Here is a 15,963-nt window from a genome sequence, read left to right as displayed (position 1 = left end):
CGTGTCGGCATCGGCAGGGGCGGACCGCTACCCGGAGTACTACAGGAGACAGCGATGTCCCACGAGGCTCTCGAAAACAACGAGCCCGAGACCCCGCATCTCGACTTCGCCGGCACCACGCCGTACGAGGACTACGTCAAGGCGGACGTGCTCACCCACCTCCAGCACACCCTCTCCGACGATCCCGGAGAGATGGTCTTCCTGGTCACGACCCAGGTGATGGAGCTGTGGTTCACCGTCATCGTCCACGAGTGGGAGACGGCCGCGGCGGCGCTGCGCGGCGACGACATCCCCACCGCGATCGCCGCGCTGAAGCGTTCCGGCCGCGAGCTGGAGGCGCTGAACGCCTCCTGGAGGCCGCTCGGCCAGCTCACTCCGGCCCAGTTCAACTCCTACCGGTCCGCCCTCGGCGAGGGCTCCGGTTTCCAGTCGGCGATGTACCGGCGGATGGAGTTCCTGCTCGGGGAGAAGTCCGCGTCCATGCTCGTCCCGCACCGCGGCGCGCCGCGGGTGCACGCGGAACTGGAGAAGGCGCTGCACGAGCCGAGCCTGTACGACGAGGTGGTGCGGGTGCTGGGGCGGCGGGGGTACCCGATCCCGGAGGCGGTGATGGTGGAACGTGACATATCACTGCCCTATACACCTTCCGAGGCCGTCGAGGCCGCCTGGACCGCCGTCTACTCCGGCGACGAGGACGCCGACCTCGCCCGGCTCGGCGAGGCGCTGACCGACGTCGCCGAGCTCGTCTGGCGCTGGCGCAACGACCACCTGGTCGCCACCCGCCGCGCCATGGGCGCCAAGGTGGGCACCGGCGGTTCGGCCGGGGTCGCCTGGCTGGAGAAGCGCGCCCGCAAGAACGTGTTCCCCGAGCTGTGGACGGCGAGGTCCCATGTCTGAGCGGGCCCTGAGGGCGGAGAAACTGGACGCCGAGGACGAACTGGCCGGGGTGCGCGAGCGCTTCGTCCTCGACGAGGTCGTCTACCTGGACGGCAATTCGCTGGGCGCCCTGCCCGCGCACGTCCCCGGCCGCGTCGAGGACGTCGTCCGCCGGCAGTGGGGCGAGCTGCGGATCCGGTCCTGGGACGAGAGCGGCTGGTGGACGGCGCCGGAGCGGATCGGCGACCGGATCGCCCCGCTGGTCGGCGCCGCGGCCGGCCAGATCGTGGTCGGCGACTCGACGAGTGTCAACGTCTTCAAGGCACTTGTGGGTGCGGTACGGCTGGCGGGGGAGGGCCGCGACGAGATCCTCGTCGACGCGACGACCTTCCCCACGGACGGCTACATCGCCGAGTCGGCGGCCCGGCTGACGGGGTGCACCCTGCGCCCGCTCGCCCCCGCCGAGGTCCCGGCGGCGCTCGGCGACCGTACCGCCGCCGTTCTCCTCAACCACGTCGACTACCGCACCGGACGCCTCCACGACCTGCCCGCCCTCACCGCCGCGGTCCACGCGGCCGGGGCCGTGTCCGTCTGGGACCTGTGCCACAGCGCGGGCGCGCTGCCGGTGGGCCTCGACGAGCACGGGGTCGACCTGGCCGTCGGCTGCACCTACAAGTACCTGAACGGCGGCCCCGGTTCACCGGCTTACCTGTATGTACGGCGGGAGCTGCAGGACCGCTTCGACTCCCCGCTCCCCGGCTGGAACTCCCACGCTGAGCCCTTCGGGATGCGCCCGGCGTACGAACCGGCGGGCGGGGCGGTACGCGGTCGCGTCGGTACCCCGGACATCCTCTCCATGCTCGCCCTGGAGGCGGCGCTGGAGGTGTGGGAGGGGGTGCGGGTGGCGGCCGTACGCGCCAAGTCCCTCGCCCTGACGGACTTCTTCCTGGAGTGCGTCGAGGCGTACGTCCCGGCGGGCCGCGTCGAGTGCGTGACCCCGGTCGCCCACGAGGAGCGCGGCAGCCAGATCGCGCTGCGCTGTTCCGGTGCCGGGGACGTGATGAGACGGCTGATCGAGCGGGGCGTGGTCGGCGACTTCCGGCACCCGGACGTGCTCCGCTTCGGCTTCACCCCGCTGTACGTCGGCTTCGCGGACGCGGAGCGGGCGGCGCGGGTGCTGGCGGAGGTCCTGAGCGAGGTGCAGGAGGCGCAGACGGGAGCGGTCGGAGCCTAGCGACATGGCGACATAGTGATCCCCGGACAGGGGCCGGGACGGTACAGAACCGAGCAATCCTCACCGTGCGTCACATCCACGTGTCCCCGCACGTCACGGGCCTGATACCGTCCCGGCCAACGGCCGAATTCCCCACCTGGTCCGCCACATTGATCACGTCGCTGAGAGGTTGGAGCATGCCGGACGACGACGCAGCAACCCGGGCCGCCGCCGAGGAGGAGTCGGCCTTCTCGCACCCGCACGTCGCGCCCGACGCCACGGCCGCCTACGGCGACCATCCCGACCAGGTGATCGACTTCTACGCCCCGCGTACCGAGGACCCGCTGGCCCCGCTGGTGGTGGTCCTGCACGGGGGCGCGTGGCGGGCGCCGTACGACCGCGGCCACGTGACGCCGTTCGCCGACTACCTGGCCCGGCGCGGTTTCGCGGTGGCCAACGTCGAGTACCGGCGCGGTACGACGCTGCCCGCGCAGGGCGGTACGGCCCCGGTGGCGGGCCGCTGGCCGGACACCTTCGACGACGTGGCGGCGGCGCTGGACGCCCTGCCGACCCTCGTCCGCGAGGCGGTCCCGCAGGCGGACCTGCGCCGTACGGTCCTCACCGGCCACTCGGCGGGCGGCCACCTGGCGCTGTGGGCGGCGGCACGGCACGTCCTCCCGGCGGACGCCGCGTGGCGCACCGCCGGTCCCGCGCCCCTGCGCGGTGTCGTGGCCCTGGCCCCGATCGCGGACTTCGCGATGGCCGAGAAGCTCGACGTCTGCGGCAACGCGGCCCTGCAACTGCTCGGCGGCGACGAGAAGTTCGCCGACCGGCAGCCGTACGCCGACCCCGCGCTCCTGCTGCCGACCGGCATCGCGACCACGCTGGTCCAGGGCCGCACGGACGTGGTCGTCCCGCAGGCGGTCGCCGAGTCCTACGCGGACGCGGCCGCCAAGGCGGGCGAGGTGGTGGGCCTGACGCTGCTGGAGGAGGTCGGCCACTTCCCCCTCATCGACCCGGCGGCGGACGCCTGCGCCGTGGTGGCGGAGGAGATCGCCCAGCTGGCCTGGTGAGCCCGACCGGCCTGGTGAGCCTGACCGGCTTGGTGAGCCCGACCGGCCTGGTGAGCCTGACCGGCTTGGTGAGCCCGACCGGCTTGGTGAGCCCGACCGCTTGGTGAGCCCAACTCGCCTTATGGGCCCAACTGGCCTGGTGACGGGGCATCCCTGAGAGTTCCCCCGCATACCCGTAGTACCTGAGAGCTACTTCCCAGGTGAGCTCCCGGGCGGGACGCGAACGACGCGGTCCGGTCCGTAATTTCCCGATCAGAGGAGCCCGACGGCCGGGCGACTGAACGGGGGGACCGACCATGACGGCGGTGACGGGGGAACTGCACGGGCCTGGGCCGGAGCAGACGGAGCGACAGGAGCAGGCGCAGGGGCAGCGACAGGCGCAGGAGCAGGGGCGCTGGTACGGGCCGGACCGGGACCGTCGGCGTCGGGATCGGGGTCGGCCGGACCGGGGGCATCGGCGCGGGAGGCTGTGCCGCACTCTTCTCGCCGCCCTCCTCGCCGCCGCCGTGGTCCTCCCGCTGTCCGCGGCCACCCGGCCCGGGATACCCGCCCCGCCGCCCGCCGTACTCCCCGCCCCTCTCCCCCCGGCAGGCCTCGCCACCGCCTACGCGGCCAACCGCGACAACGCCGCCGAGGCCGCCCGCATGGCCGCCGCCGACGGCGACCTCTCCCGGGCCGCCGTCGACCGCTCCCTCGCGTCCCCCGCCCGTCACCTGCTCCACCTCGACGCCCGCGGTACCGGCCAGGTCACCGAGGTCTTCGGCGATCTGGCGCACGCGACGCGCGTCGCCGTCCTGGTGCCCGGCTCGGACACCACCCTCGACACCTACGCCCGATTCCACACGGCGGCCGAGTCCCTGTACCGGCGCCTCACCGACGACCAGCGGACCCGCGACCACCGGATCCGCGGCCACCGGACCCGCGACCAGCGAGCCCACGACCAGCGAACCCGCGACCACGAGCGGCGACGCACCCGGGTCGCCGTCGTCGCCTGGCTCGGCTACCGCACCCCCGCCACGATCAGCACCGCGGTCCTCACCCCGGGCCGGGCCGCCCGGGCCGCCCCGCACCTGCGCCGGTTCCTCCGCGAACTGCGCACCCTCACCGCCCCCGGACCCGCGTCCCTCGCCCTCCTCTGCCACTCCTACGGCACGGTGGTCTGCGCCCGCGCCGCCCCCGCCCTCACCGGCCTGGGCGTCACCGACATCGCCCTGGTCGGCAGTCCCGGCACCGGCGCCGCCTCGGCCGCGGCCCTGCACACCTCCGCCCGTGTCTGGGCGGCCCGGGGAGCGGCCGACTGGATAGCCGAGGTCCCGCATGTCCGCGCCGACCTCTTCGGCACGACCGTCGGCTTCGGCACCGACCCGGTCTCCCCGTCCTTCGGCGCCCGCGTCTTCGCGGCGGGCTCCGGCGGCCACAGCGACTACTTCACCCCGGGCTCGGCCTCCCTGGCCAACCTCGCCCGGATCGTCCTCGGCGAGTCAGCGGAGGTCACCCGTGCGTAAGCCGTCGACACCCCGTCTCCGCGACCGCGTACAGCACCGCGTACGGCACTTCGCCCTCCGCGTCGACACCGCCACCCCGCCCGGCCGGGACCGTGCCGTGGACGCCCTGCGCGCGGTCGCCGTCCTCGGTGTGGTCCTGGGCCACTGGCTGGTCACGGCACTGGTCGCGGAGGGCGGCGGACTGCACACCGACAGCCCCCTGCAGCGGCTGCCGCAACTGGCCCCGGTCTCCTGGCTCTTCCAGACCCTCGCCGTGTTCTTCCTGGTCGGCGGCCACGTCGCCACCCGCGGCTACGCCATCGCCCGGGCCGGGGGCACCCCCTACCGGACCTGGCTGACGGCCCGTCTGTCCCGCCTCTCCCGGCCGGTCGCCGCGCTCCTCGTCCTCTGGACGATCGTGACCGCCGCCCTCCTGCTGTCCGGCACCGACTTCACCACCGTCCGCACCCTCGCCAAACTCGCCCTGTCCCCCCTCTGGTTCCTCCTGGTCTTCGCGGCGCTGACGGCGGCGACCCCGCTCGTCGCCCGGCTCAACCCGCTGTGGCCGCTGGCCGTCGTCCTCCATGTGGACCTGCTCCGTTTCGGCTTCGGCGCCCCGCCCGGTGTCGGCTGGGTGAACCTGGCCGCCGGCTGGCTGGTGCCGTACTCCCTGGGCGCCGCCTGGACCCGCGGCGAACTGGACCGCCCGCGCGCCGGCTGGGTCCTGCTCATCGGCGGCACGGCGGCGACGGCCGGCCTGGTCGCGTGGGCGGGTTACCCGGCGTCGATGGTCGGCGTGCCCGGCGCGTCCGTCTCCAACCTCGACCCGCCCACCCTGGCCGCCGTCACCTTCGGCCTGGCCCAGTGCGGCCTCGCCCTGTTGCTGCGCGAGCGGCTGCGCCGTGCGATGCGCCGGCCCCTGGCCTGGGCGGCGGTCGCCGTCGTGAACCTCTCCGCGATGACGATCTTCCTCTGGCACCAGACGGCTCTCATGGCGACCACGGCCACCGGCCTCCTGCTCGGCCGCCTGCCCGGCCTGCACACGCCCCCCGACCACCCCGGCTGGGTCGCGGCCCGCCTGCTCTGGCTGCCGGCTTTCGCCCTGGTGCTCGGTCTGTGCCGGGCGGCGTTCCACGGGTACGAGCGCGGCCGCCCGCGGTCCCGCTCGCGCGTCGTCAGGACCCGCCCCGCGTCCGGCCGGGCGACGTCGACGGGAGCCCGTCATGTCTAGGCTGATCGCTGTGACGCAGACGGGGGCCCGGCGGCCGGAGTGGATCGGGACCGGCCGTGTGCTGCGCTGGCTGCGGACACTCCGCGACGACCTGTGCACCGTTCGCGTCGACCCGCTGCCCCCCTCGGTATGGCTGCGCTGGCTGCCGCACGGCGTGCTGTGCCTGGCGGCGCTCGGCATCACCGTCGGCGGCATCGCCCAACTCCAGGACAACGGCCATCTCGTCGCCGGGCTCGCCTTTCCGCTCGGCCTCGCGCAGGGCGGCGCCGTGCTCCTCGCGATGTGGCGGCCCGTCCCGGCGTGGTGGATGTCGGTGGGGGCCATGCTGGTGGGCGCCGTCGCGCTGCACGGCGGGCTGGGCAGGACACCGGGGGTCCTGTTCACCTGGCCCTGGCCCGTGGCCGGGATCATCGCGCAGCTGCTGGTCCTGCTGCTGCTCGCGCTGCGGGTCCGGGCCCGGGCGGCCGTCGAGGCACTGACCGTGACGGTGCTGCTCACCTGGCTGCTCGACGGGGTCTGGGGTGCGCCGCCGCACCAGTCGACCTCGGTGGTCACCGTCGTCCTGGCCGTGATCGTCGTGGCGCTCGGCACCGCGCTGCGCGGCCGCCGCGAGGCGCGCGCGGAGCTCGGCCGCCAGGCCTCGCTCACCGCGGAGGAGCGGGCCCGGCGCACCCTGCTGGAGGAGCGCAGCCGGATCGCGCGCGAGCTGCACGACGTGGTCGCCCACCACATGTCGGTCATCTCCATCCAGGCGCAGGTCGCCCCGCACCTGGTGGAGAACCCGCCGGACGAGCTGCGCGAGAACCTCGACGGCATCCGGCACAACGCGCTGGAGGCGCTGACCGAACTGCGCAGGGTGCTGGGCGTGCTGCGTTCCGAGAGCCCCGACGAGGACGCGCCCGACGACGGCCCCGGCACCGGCCCGCACAGCCCGCAGCCCACCCTGGACCGGCTGGACCGGCTGGTCGAGAACACCAGGGCGGCCGGTCTGACCGTCACCACCCGGATCAACGGCGAGCGGCGCCCGATGCAGTCGGGCGTGGAGCTGTCGGCGTACAGGATCGTGCAGGAGGCGCTGAGCAACGTCCTGCGGCACGCGCCGGGGGCGACCGCCCATGTCGAGATCGAGTACATCCCCTACGGGCTGCTGCTGTCCGTGGCGAACTCCCGGCCGACCCGGCCCGCGCCGCCGTCGCCGGGCGCCGGGCACGGGCTGCTCGGCATGCGGGAGCGGGCCATGATGCTCGGCGGGACGCTGACGGCGGGCCCGTCGGCGGACGGCGGCTACCGGATCTTCGCGGAGCTCCCGGCCACCGCGCCCGGCCTGATGTCCCGCAGGACCGCGGACCCCACCACCGGCACCACCCGTGCCGCCGACCCGAAGGACGACCGCGCATGACGAGCAGCACCGGCAGCCCCATCCGGGTGGTCATCGCCGACGACCAGCAGATGGTCCGGCAGGGCTTCACCGTGCTGCTGAACGCCCAGCCCGGCATCGAGGTGGTCGGCCAGGCGGTGGACGGCCTGGACGCGGTGGCCAAGGTCGCCGAACTCGACCCGGACGTGGTCCTCATGGACATCCGCATGCCCGAACTGGGCGGCATCGAGGCGACCCGCCGGATCGCCGGCGCGCACCCGCACATCAAGGTGCTGGTGCTCACCACCTTCGACCTGGACGAGTACGTGTACGAGGCGTTGCGTTCCGGCGCGTCCGGGTTCCTGCTCAAGGACGCGTCCGCGGACAAACTGGCGGAGGCGGTACGGGTGGTGGCCGCCGGCGACGCGCTGCTCGCGCCCGGCATCACCCGGCGGCTGATCACCCAGTTCTCCCAGCTGGACGGGGGTGGGGTGCGGGCCCCGCTGAAGGCGCGGATCGCCGATCTGACCGAGCGCGAGACGGAGGTCCTCGCCCTCATCGCGCAGGGCCTGTCGAACGCGGAGATCGCCCAGCGGCTGGTCGTCGCCGAGCAGACCGTGAAGACACACGTGGGCCGCATCCTGGTGAAGCTGGGCCTCAGGGACCGCACCCAGGCGGCGGTGTTCGCGTACGAGTCCGGGCTGGTGCGGCCCTCGGGCTACTGACCGGCCGCCCTCCGCCGTACCCGTAGTACCTGAGAAGGACGGCCGAGGACCCTTCTCACTGGTGACGACGGTGACCCGGCCCTGCCCCTACGGTCGTGTACGTGACCGAGACGACCCACACGCAGCCGATGCCGCCGGAGCCGCCGGACAGCGCGTTCGAGCCGTACAAGCCGCGCAGTCCGGAGTTCCGGGCGGCGATGGACGCCCTGCGCGGACTGCGGCAGGACCTGTTCCACGACGCCTTCGCCTACCGCCCGCTGCCCGCGGCGAGCACCGACAGCGCCCTCGCCCGCCGGCTCCCCGGCCGGCTGCGGGAGTACGCGGCCTGGGCGCCGCACGCCCTGATCTGCGCGGGCGGCCTCGTCGCGATGCTCATCGCCTCCGACAGCGAGGTCAACGGCGCGGCGCTCAACCTGGGTCTCGGGCTGCTCGCCCTGGCCCCGGTCCTGCTGACCATGGTGCGGCCCGTCGGCGCGTTCTGGCTGTCGATGGCGGCGACCCCGGTCGCGGCCGCTCTGGGGAGCGACTGGGACAGCGAGTGGCCCTGGCTGCCCGGCAGTTACGCCTGCCACCTGCTGGTGCTCACGATCGTGGCGATACGCACCAGGCCGCGCACGGCCGCCTGGATGTGGGTGCTGACGGCGGTGTACGGCGTCATGGCGGAGACGGGCTTCCGCGGCGGCCACTACTTCGACTCCGACACCATGGGGCTGCTGTTCCTGTCCGCGCTGTCCCTGCTGGGCGTGACGGTCCGGCACATACGCAGCGACGCCCGGCAGGAGGTGACCGCCCAGCAGACGGTGACCGCCCACGAGCGGTCCCGGCGCACCCTCCTGGAGGAGCGCACGACGATCGCCCGCGAGCTGCACGACGTGGTGGCCCACCACATGTCGGTCGTGGCCATCCAGGCGGAGGCCGCGCCCTACCGGGTCGAGAACCCGCCGCCGGAGCTGGAGAAGGCGTTCGTCACGATCCGGGAGAACGCGGTGGCGGCGCTCACCGAACTGCGCCGCGTGCTGGGTGTGGTCCGCGCGGAGGACTACGAGGCGCCGGACGCCCCGCAGCCCACCCTCGCCGACCTGGACGCGCTGCTCGACAACGTGCGGGAGGCGGGCCTCGCCGTCGGCAAGGGGGTGACCGGCGCGGTGCGTGAACTCCCGCAGGGCGTGGAGCTGTCGGCGTACCGGATCGTCCAGGAGGCGCTGAGCAACACCCTGCGGCACGCGCCGGGAGCGGACGCCCGCGTCGAGATCGGCTATGTCATCGGCGGCCTGGGCCTGCGCGTGGTCAACGGCCCGCCGCCGCGGCCCGCCCTCGTCGAACCGTCCCCCGGGGCAGGCCACGGCATCACGGGCATGCGGGAGCGGGTCTCCATGCTGAACGGCGAGATGACGGCGGCCCCGACGCCCGACGGAGGCTACGAGGTGACGGTCTTCCTCCCCGTCGCCACCACCCGCGAGGGTGACGCATGACCAACGGCACCATCCGCGTACTGATCGCCGACGACCAGATGATGGTGCGCGAGGGCTTCTCGGTCCTGCTGAACGCGATGCCGGACATCGAGGTCGTCGGCGAGGCGGTCAACGGCCGGGAGGCGGTGGACCGGGTCCGGGAACTCGCCCCGGACGTGGTCCTGATGGACATCCGTATGCCCGAGCTGAACGGCATCGAGGCGACCCGGGAGATAGTCGCCGCCGACGCGACGTCCAAGGTCCTGGTCCTGACCACGTTCGACCTCGACGAGTACGTGTACCAGGCCCTGCGCGCCGGGGCCTCGGGGTTCCTCCTCAAGGACGCGTCGGCCCGTCAACTCGCGGACGGCGTGCGGGTGGTGGCGGCCGGCGAGGCCCTGCTGGCGCCCTCGGTCACCAGGCGCCTGATCACGGAGTTCTCCAGGCTCTCCGACATCCCGCGCCTGATGCCCACGGCCCACGCCGCCTACGGCGACCTCACGGACCGCGAGACGGAGGTCCTGGTCCTCATCGCCCAGGGCCTGTCCAACGCGGAGATGGCCGAGCGCCTGGTGGTGGCCGAGTCGACCGTGAAGACACATGTCAGCCGGATCCTGGTGAAGCTGGGCCTGCGGGACCGGACCCAGGCGGCGGTGTTCGCCTACGAGGCACGGCTGGTGACGCCGGGATAGCCCGGGAGACGCACATGCCAGCCGCACAGTCGTAACGCACAGTCATGACGCACAGTCGTTGTTGCGATTCGATCGCTGGCGGTACGGGTGTGGACACGGTGCGCTCAGGTTGTGTTTGAATGGTGAAGGAATCGGTCAGGTGGCTGGTTCCATTCGTTTCTTGCCACCGTCGTCCCCGTTTCGCGTGAAGAAAGTTGCCCGCGATGACTGCTGACGTGTCCGAATTCCACTACGGCCTGGTCACTCCGATAGCCGCCTATCTGATGGCCTGCCTGGGCGCCGTGCTGGCCCTGCGCTGCACGACCCGTTCGATCGGCCGCGGCCGTGGGGAGAAACGTTTCGGCTGGCTTGCCCTGGGCGCGGCGTCCCTCGGCTGCGGCATCTGGACCATGCACTTCATCGCGATGATCGGCTTCAGCGTGGACGGCGCCCTGGTCAGCTACGACGCGGGCCGGACGGTGCTGAGCCTCGTCGTCTGCATCGCGGTGGTCGCCGCCGGCGTCTTCCTGGTCGGCTACCGGGGCGCGGGCCCTGTCACCCTGGGCACCGCGGGCGTCCTCACCGGTCTCGGTGTGGCGGCCATGCACTACCTCGGCATGACCGCGATGAACACCGGCGGCAGCGTGCACTACGACACCACGATCGTCGTCCTCTCCGTGGTGATCGCCGTGGTCGCCGCGACCGCCGCGCTCTGGGCGGCGGTGTCGATCAGCGCGGTCTGGGCCACCGTGGGCGCCAGTCTGGTGATGGGCGCGGCCGTCGCGACCATGCACTACACCGGCATGGCCGCGGTGAGCGTCCACGTCGCCCAGGCCCAGACGGGCGGCCAGTCCTCGACAAGCCTGCTCGCCTTCCTCCTGGTCATGCTGGCCGGCCCGGTGGCGGCCCTGATCCTCGCGGCAGCCGTCGTCATGTTCGACCCGGAGGTCGTCGGCGGCCAACGCGACTGGAACACCCCGGAGATCCTCGCCCCCACCCCCTCCACCGACCAGCCCTGGCACCCCACCGACCACCCGCAGCAGCCTCTGACGAACCGGCGCTACACGTCCTGACCCCGAGCGTCCCGGGCGCCGGCGATGCCGGTCGGTCGGTCAGCCGGCGCCTTCGCCGAGCAGGTCGTCCGCCTGCTGCCCGTGGACGGCCCGCCACGCTCGCAGCGCCTCCGTGACGGTCAGACAGGGCGCTTCCCGGGGCATCCGTGACTCTCCGCATGCTGGTCCCGGACGGGTTCCGGGATCGGAGTCGGCAAGCCACCGCGCCCGCGGAAAGCTGCTGGAGCAGCCTCACGCTCCGTCTGCGTCGGTGGCCTCCTCGTCCGGTGGGGCGAGCGGCTGGGGGACGAGTTCCAGGGCTTCGTAGGGGGTGTCCTGGACCTCCTCCAGGAGGTCCGGGGGTACCGGGCGTGGGCGGTCGGGGGAGCGGTGTGTGCTGCGGACCTGGCCGTAGTCCGCCTCGATCCCGCGGATGAAGCGCCGGCGCAGGCGGAGCACCCGGTAGAAGGGGGTCATCCGGCGGCCCACCAGTTCGCACTGCAGGGCGGACGACCGGGTGGCCCGGACCTCGGTGCCCAGGTCGGCGAGCGTCACCGGCCCGGCGGTGCCCGAGCCGCTCGCGCTGAGTTCGACCGTCGCTCCCTTGTCGGCCGACATCAGGACGGTGCCGGACCTCGCCGTCACCAGGTGACTGACGACGCACCAGTCCGTCTTCCAGTCGCCGTTCCAGTAGCGCCTGATGAGTTCCTTCGCCAGCCCCGGCTGGTCGGCGAGACGGGTCTCGGACAGCCCTCGGTAGACCACGAGCACGGCGTTCTTGTGCGTGAACTCGACCAGCGTGCCGGCCCGGGCCGCGGCGAGCGCGCCGGTCGGCTCGCCGGCCTCCGCCGCTGCCCGGTGGGTCACCTTGACGGCGCCCGCGGTCTGCCAGGTCAGGCTGTCGCGGCCGCCCGGCTCCACCTCGGGCTGCACGATGCCGTGGTCGAGGAGTTCCCCGATGGGGACCAGCCCGGGGTGCCCCACCGTGCCGATGGCACCGAGGGACAGCCGGGACGAGGGATGCCAGGTGACCCAGTAGTCCTGGCCCCAGACACCGGTCAGGGCACGGATGAACGCGCGGGAGGGATCGGCCATCAGTCGACTCCGTAGTGCTGGAAGCAGTCGGTGTACACGCTCTCCGCGAAGGGCGGATCGAAGGGCGGGAGATCGTCGGTGCCCAGTGCCTCGGCGGCCTCGGCGCGGCTCGTGGTGGCCAGCCGCCGTCGCGCCGCGGCCAGTGCGGCGGACGGGCTGTCCGTCAGCTCGGCGTAGAAGGCGCGCATGAACAGGGCCGCCGCCCCGTCGTCCGCCAGCCACACGGAGGCGACGACGTTGCGGGCCCCGGACATCAGGAACGCCCCGGGCAGGCTGGTGAACTCGCTGGCCGGGTGCACCCGGGGCAGGCCGGACGTGCAGGCCGAGAGGACCACCAGGGTGCAGTGCGGCAGGTACAGCCGGCCGGAGATCTGGGCCACCGTGAACAGGTCCCGGGCCTCGGGGTCCGCGTCCCGGGGCAGGCCGAGCGGATCGGCCGCCGGATCCGGCGAAGAGGGGGCGGGGCGTACGTGCAGCCCGGACAGGTGCGCGTTGTGCGCGTCGAACTCCCCGTGGCAGGCGAAGTGGACGCGTCCGGCGGCCGGGAGCGTGCTCAGCAGGGCCGCGGCGTCCGGGGCACAGGGCCGGTAGCCCAGCTCCGGGGCGAGGTCCCGGGCGGCATGCCGCAGCTCCCCGGAGGGGTCGCTCACCGAGATCCACGGGCGCCGCCCGTCGCGCCGCCGTGCGCGCAGCAGCGGCAGGGCTCCGGGCGTCGGCAGGATGCTCACCGTGCAGCCGCCCAGGTGCGCCGAGAGCCGCCAGTACGGCAGATGGAACAGCTCGTTCTCCGGGCTCACCAGGATCCGGCGCGGCCACCCGGCCGCCCCGACGAGCTGCCGTACGGTGTCGGCCACCGGGGTGAGCAGGACGCCGTCCAGGTCGTCCAGGGCGGCCTCGGCCAGCAGCCGGGTCTCCGCCAGGTCGTCGGGATGGGCGCGCAGCCGCTCCCGGTAGGTCCGCTGGAGCCGCTGCCGCATGCGGCGCCGGTCGCTCTCCTCCCACACGAGGAGTTCGACGGCGGACCGCCCGTCGGGGGCGAGGCAGGTGACGACGACGCCCTCGGGGACGGTGAGCAGGTCGACGAGGACCTCGTCCGGTGCGAGGGCGGCGGCGAGTTGGTCCGTCGGCACCGGGTCCGCGCCGACCGTGAGGGACACCCCGGCAGCGGCGGCGGTGTCCTGGAGCCGGCCGGCGGCCCGGTCCCGCTGTGAGATCGCCGCGGACAGGTTCTCGCCGCGTGCGGCGGCCAGTTGTACGGCGGCCTCGCCGGCGCGCAGCTCCAGCATCGCCGGTACCAGCGCGGGGGCCGAGTCCGCGTGTTCCTCGGTGATCAGGCCGGCCCGCAGGGCCTGGGTCATGGTGGCGGCCCGGGCCCGCTGGCCCAGCGCCAGCAGCACGTCGGGCTGCCGGCGGGCGAGGGCGATGCCCTCCTCCTGCCCGCTGTCGAGCCCGCCCCGGTACAGCGCGGCGGCGATGAGGATCGCGATGTCGTAGGCGCGGGCGAGCGCGATGGCCACGTTCTGGCTGAGCTCGACGGTGGCCGCTCGGGCGCGCAGCTGTTCACCGCGTTCGATGGCCGACTCGATCTCCTTCCCGGCCTCCTCGGGCTCGTCCTCGAAGACGAGGAGGTGGGCGAGGTTGGTGACGTAGCGGACCTCGCGCAGCAGGTCGCCCGAGCGCCGGGTGGTGGCGATGGCCGCGCGCATGGCGAGCTGCGCCTGCTGCGGCTGCCCGCACCGCACCAGCGCGGCGGCCAGCTGGGTGCGGGCGTCCGCCTCGACATCCGGGTGGTGGTCGGCGCGGGCCTCGGCGATCGCCTTGCGCAGCAGCGGCACGGCCTCCGCGGCCCGGTCGGGCGTGCGGAGCATGAGGGACGCCGCACGGTGCCAGGAGGTGGGCCTCTCGTTCTCGTTCCCGTCGTGGCGGGGCTGGTCGGGGGTCCGGTGCCGCCAGTGGTCGGCCCAGGTGTGGCGCCCGATCAGCTCGGCCTCCGTGGCCGCCTTCGCCAGGAACTCCTCGGCCCGCGCGTGTTCGCCGAGCAGGTCCCAGGTGACGCCCAGTTCGCTGAGGGCCCAGGCCGCGGCCGGGCGGTGTCCGGCCGCGAGCGCGAGGTCGCGCATGTCCTCCAGGGCGCCCAGCGCCTCCTCGAACCGGCCGCTCTGCCGGGCGACATACGCGTGCTGGAGCGCGAAGGAGGCGGGACTCTCGGCATGGCCGTCGTCCTCCGCGGCGACCGTCGCCCGGATCCGGCGGGCTTCGCGGACGCTCTCCAGGGCCTGTGCCGTGTCTCCGGCCCGGGCCGCCAGCACCGCCCGGTCGTGCAGGACCGTACAGAGGTCGACGCTGCTGCCGAGGCGTTCCGCCGCGGCGAGGAACGCCGGCAGGTCGCGTTCGAACTCCGCGCGGCGGTCGAGCCGGCACAGGGTCCGCAGCCGGAACTTCCAGGCGTCCAGCCCGGTGATGTCGGCGGGCAGCAGTTCCCGCGCCTCGTCGAACAGGACCAGGGCCTGTTCGGGCGCCCCCAGATCCAGCAGCCGGACCGCTCCCACGCCCAGGACGCTGCCGCGCACCTCGTCCTTGCCCAGGGGTTCGGCGGCCGCGGCGGTGAGTTCGGTGAGCGCGCGCGCCCGCTCGATGCTCTGGGCCCCTTCGATCAGCTCCGCGAGCTCCTCGACCTCGGCATGGCGCAGGAACTGACGGGCCGTCGAGGGCAGCGGGCGGCGCAGCAGCTCCGTCGCGTCGGTCCTGGCCAGCCGGCCGTCCAGGACCGCGGACACGACCTCGGTGGCGTCGGCGTCCGGGTAGGTGCCGTCAGAGGGCATCGCCGAGCTGCTCCTCCAGGCGGCGGCGCATCTCCCGGACGTGCGGTATGAACTCCGCGGGCAGCGGTGAGAACACCTCGCCCACCACCGCGTCGGCGTCGTCGCCGAGCCATCGCGCGAAGTGCCAGGTGTAGTGGTAGGCCAGGGCCGCGTGCAGCAGCACGTCGGGATGCAGGAGCTGGATGCCGCCGCCGGATCTGGCCTCCGGCGGGGCCAGACAGGCCAGCCAGGTGAAGAGCGTGCCGAACTCGCGCGGCAGGAAGTAGTAGGGGAGGTACGGCATCCGCTCGGCGAGCAGGGCGACGTAGGCCCGCACCTCCGGGACCTCCCACACCTCCCTGGGGTCCGTCGTCGGTATGTCGAACGTGACCATCACCCGGCACCGGTGCTCGCGGAGCCGGCGCAGCTGTTCCCGGTCCTGACCGTCGGGGTGGTGGGAGAAGAGCGCGACGAGCGGGTAGATGTCCCCGGAGTCGATCAGCCGCCGCTCGATGTCGAACAGGACGGGACGGTCGTCGGGACGGTCGTCGGGGCTGGACAGGTCGCCGGTCTCGCGGTCGAGGACGGCCATGCGGGGCTGCCGCACCGTGACGCCGGCCCGTTCGAACTCGTCCGCGACCCAGACGGTCAGGGTGTCGTCCTCGAAGAGGATCTCGTAGAGCTGGGCCAGGGTCAGTGCGACCTGCGCGTAGCCGTGCCAGGTGCGGCCCCGCTCGACGGCCCTGCGGACACACCACGTGCAGGTCGCGGCGGTCTGCTCCGGATCGGACGCGACGAGTTCCCGGAGGGAGCCGAGATCCACCCGCTGGGTGCCGTCCCCGACCGACACGCACAGCGCGTCGATGCGCTCCCTGAAAGTGAGCTCTCCCGTGCCCTTGCTCTGTTCACCGTCTGATACGGGCAAGCGACCCCC

General features: G+C 73.5%; 13 protein-coding genes. 10 read left to right on the top strand and 3 right to left on the bottom strand.

The genetic code is table 11. From position 1 onward, the window contains the following. Positions 1-54 precede the first annotated feature (54 nt). The 10 genes from AB0472_RS07955 to AB0472_RS07910 all read left to right on the top strand — a co-directional run bounded on the left by AB0472_RS07955 (position 55) and on the right by AB0472_RS07910 (position 11,154). Complete coding sequence (locus AB0472_RS07955) at positions 55-897, top strand: tryptophan 2,3-dioxygenase family protein (protein ID WP_366354383.1); 843 nt, start codon at positions 55-57, stop codon at positions 895-897. Beyond that, the gene (gene kynU, locus AB0472_RS07950; RefSeq protein ID WP_366354382.1) at positions 890-2,110 is read left to right on the top strand and encodes a kynureninase; all 1,221 of its coding nucleotides are present in this window, start codon (positions 890-892) and stop codon (positions 2,108-2,110) included. Before AB0472_RS07955 ends, kynU begins: the two co-directional genes overlap by 8 nt. Before the next feature lie 176 nt (positions 2,111-2,286). Next, entirely contained in the window at positions 2,287-3,162 is an 876-nt protein-coding gene (locus AB0472_RS07945) for an alpha/beta hydrolase (RefSeq protein ID WP_366354381.1), read from the top strand. 296 nt (positions 3,163-3,458) lie between these two features. Continuing rightward, positions 3,459-4,667, top strand: a complete 1,209-nt coding sequence (locus AB0472_RS07940) for an alpha/beta hydrolase (protein WP_366354379.1) — start codon at positions 3,459-3,461, stop codon at positions 4,665-4,667. Next, entirely contained in the window at positions 4,660-5,877 is a 1,218-nt protein-coding gene (locus tag AB0472_RS07935; RefSeq protein ID WP_366354378.1) for an acyltransferase, read from the top strand. The genes AB0472_RS07940 and AB0472_RS07935 overlap by 8 nt, the downstream gene beginning before the upstream one ends. Continuing rightward, on the top strand, positions 5,870-7,276 hold the full coding sequence (locus tag AB0472_RS07930; RefSeq protein ID WP_366354376.1) for a sensor histidine kinase: 1,407 nt from the start codon (positions 5,870-5,872) through the stop codon (positions 7,274-7,276). The genes AB0472_RS07935 and AB0472_RS07930 overlap by 8 nt, the downstream gene beginning before the upstream one ends. After that, on the top strand, positions 7,273-7,959 hold the full coding sequence (locus tag AB0472_RS07925) for a response regulator transcription factor (RefSeq protein ID WP_366354374.1): 687 nt from the start codon (positions 7,273-7,275) through the stop codon (positions 7,957-7,959). Before AB0472_RS07930 ends, AB0472_RS07925 begins: the two co-directional genes overlap by 4 nt. 128 nt (positions 7,960-8,087) lie before the next feature. Further along, positions 8,088-9,431, top strand: a complete 1,344-nt coding sequence (locus AB0472_RS07920; RefSeq protein ID WP_366354668.1) for a histidine kinase — start codon at positions 8,088-8,090, stop codon at positions 9,429-9,431. Then, positions 9,428-10,102 (top strand): response regulator transcription factor, encoded by a 675-nt coding sequence (locus AB0472_RS07915; RefSeq protein ID WP_366354373.1) that lies wholly within the window; start codon positions 9,428-9,430, stop codon positions 10,100-10,102. Before AB0472_RS07920 ends, AB0472_RS07915 begins: the two co-directional genes overlap by 4 nt. Before the next feature lie 203 nt (positions 10,103-10,305). Continuing rightward, positions 10,306-11,154, top strand: a complete 849-nt coding sequence (locus tag AB0472_RS07910) for an MHYT domain-containing protein (protein ID WP_366354372.1) — start codon at positions 10,306-10,308, stop codon at positions 11,152-11,154. Between the two features lie 231 nt (positions 11,155-11,385). Here AB0472_RS07910 and AB0472_RS07905 read toward each other — a convergent pair whose 3' ends face one another. The 3 genes from AB0472_RS07905 to AB0472_RS07895 are packed head-to-tail and all read right to left on the bottom strand — an operon-like array spanning position 11,386 to position 15,954. Further along, positions 11,386-12,228 (bottom strand): hypothetical protein, encoded by an 843-nt coding sequence (locus AB0472_RS07905; RefSeq protein WP_366354370.1) that lies wholly within the window; start codon positions 12,226-12,228, stop codon positions 11,386-11,388. Then, positions 12,228-15,050 (bottom strand): CHAT domain-containing protein, encoded by a 2,823-nt coding sequence (locus tag AB0472_RS07900; protein WP_366354368.1) that lies wholly within the window; start codon positions 15,048-15,050, stop codon positions 12,228-12,230. Before AB0472_RS07900 ends, AB0472_RS07905 begins: the two co-directional genes overlap by 1 nt. Further along, positions 15,040-15,954, bottom strand: a complete 915-nt coding sequence (locus AB0472_RS07895) for a chlororespiratory reduction 6 domain-containing protein (protein ID WP_366354366.1) — start codon at positions 15,952-15,954, stop codon at positions 15,040-15,042. The genes AB0472_RS07900 and AB0472_RS07895 overlap by 11 nt, the downstream gene beginning before the upstream one ends. Between the last annotated feature and the right edge of the window lie 9 nt (positions 15,955-15,963).

This window comes from Streptomyces sp. NPDC086777 (genome assembly GCF_040702065.1).
Taxonomy (GTDB): Bacteria; Actinomycetota; Actinomycetes; order Streptomycetales; family Streptomycetaceae; genus Streptomyces.
The sequence above is the reverse complement of the archived record's forward strand: the minus strand, read 5'-3'. Positions and strand labels throughout refer to the sequence as shown.

What these genes read in the sequence shown, in the direction of transcription:
- kynU (WP_366354382.1), top strand. Translation starts at nt 890, where the DNA reads ATGTCTGAGCGGGCCCTGAGGGCGGAGAAACTGGACGCCGAGGACGAA.
- AB0472_RS07955 (WP_366354383.1), top strand. Translation starts at nt 55, where the DNA reads ATGTCCCACGAGGCTCTCGAAAACAACGAGCCCGAGACCCCGCATCTC.
- AB0472_RS07900 (WP_366354368.1), bottom strand. Translation starts at nt 15,050, where the DNA reads ATGCCCTCTGACGGCACCTACCCGGACGCCGACGCCACCGAGGTCGTG.
- AB0472_RS07915 (WP_366354373.1), top strand. Translation starts at nt 9,428, where the DNA reads ATGACCAACGGCACCATCCGCGTACTGATCGCCGACGACCAGATGATG.
- AB0472_RS07940 (WP_366354379.1), top strand. Translation starts at nt 3,459, where the DNA reads ATGACGGCGGTGACGGGGGAACTGCACGGGCCTGGGCCGGAGCAGACG.
- AB0472_RS07905 (WP_366354370.1), bottom strand. Translation starts at nt 12,228, where the DNA reads ATGGCCGATCCCTCCCGCGCGTTCATCCGTGCCCTGACCGGTGTCTGG.
- AB0472_RS07920 (WP_366354668.1), top strand. Translation starts at nt 8,088, where the DNA reads ATGCCGCCGGAGCCGCCGGACAGCGCGTTCGAGCCGTACAAGCCGCGC.
- AB0472_RS07925 (WP_366354374.1), top strand. Translation starts at nt 7,273, where the DNA reads ATGACGAGCAGCACCGGCAGCCCCATCCGGGTGGTCATCGCCGACGAC.
- AB0472_RS07930 (WP_366354376.1), top strand. Translation starts at nt 5,870, where the DNA reads ATGTCTAGGCTGATCGCTGTGACGCAGACGGGGGCCCGGCGGCCGGAG.
- AB0472_RS07910 (WP_366354372.1), top strand. Translation starts at nt 10,306, where the DNA reads ATGACTGCTGACGTGTCCGAATTCCACTACGGCCTGGTCACTCCGATA.
- AB0472_RS07945 (WP_366354381.1), top strand. Translation starts at nt 2,287, where the DNA reads ATGCCGGACGACGACGCAGCAACCCGGGCCGCCGCCGAGGAGGAGTCG.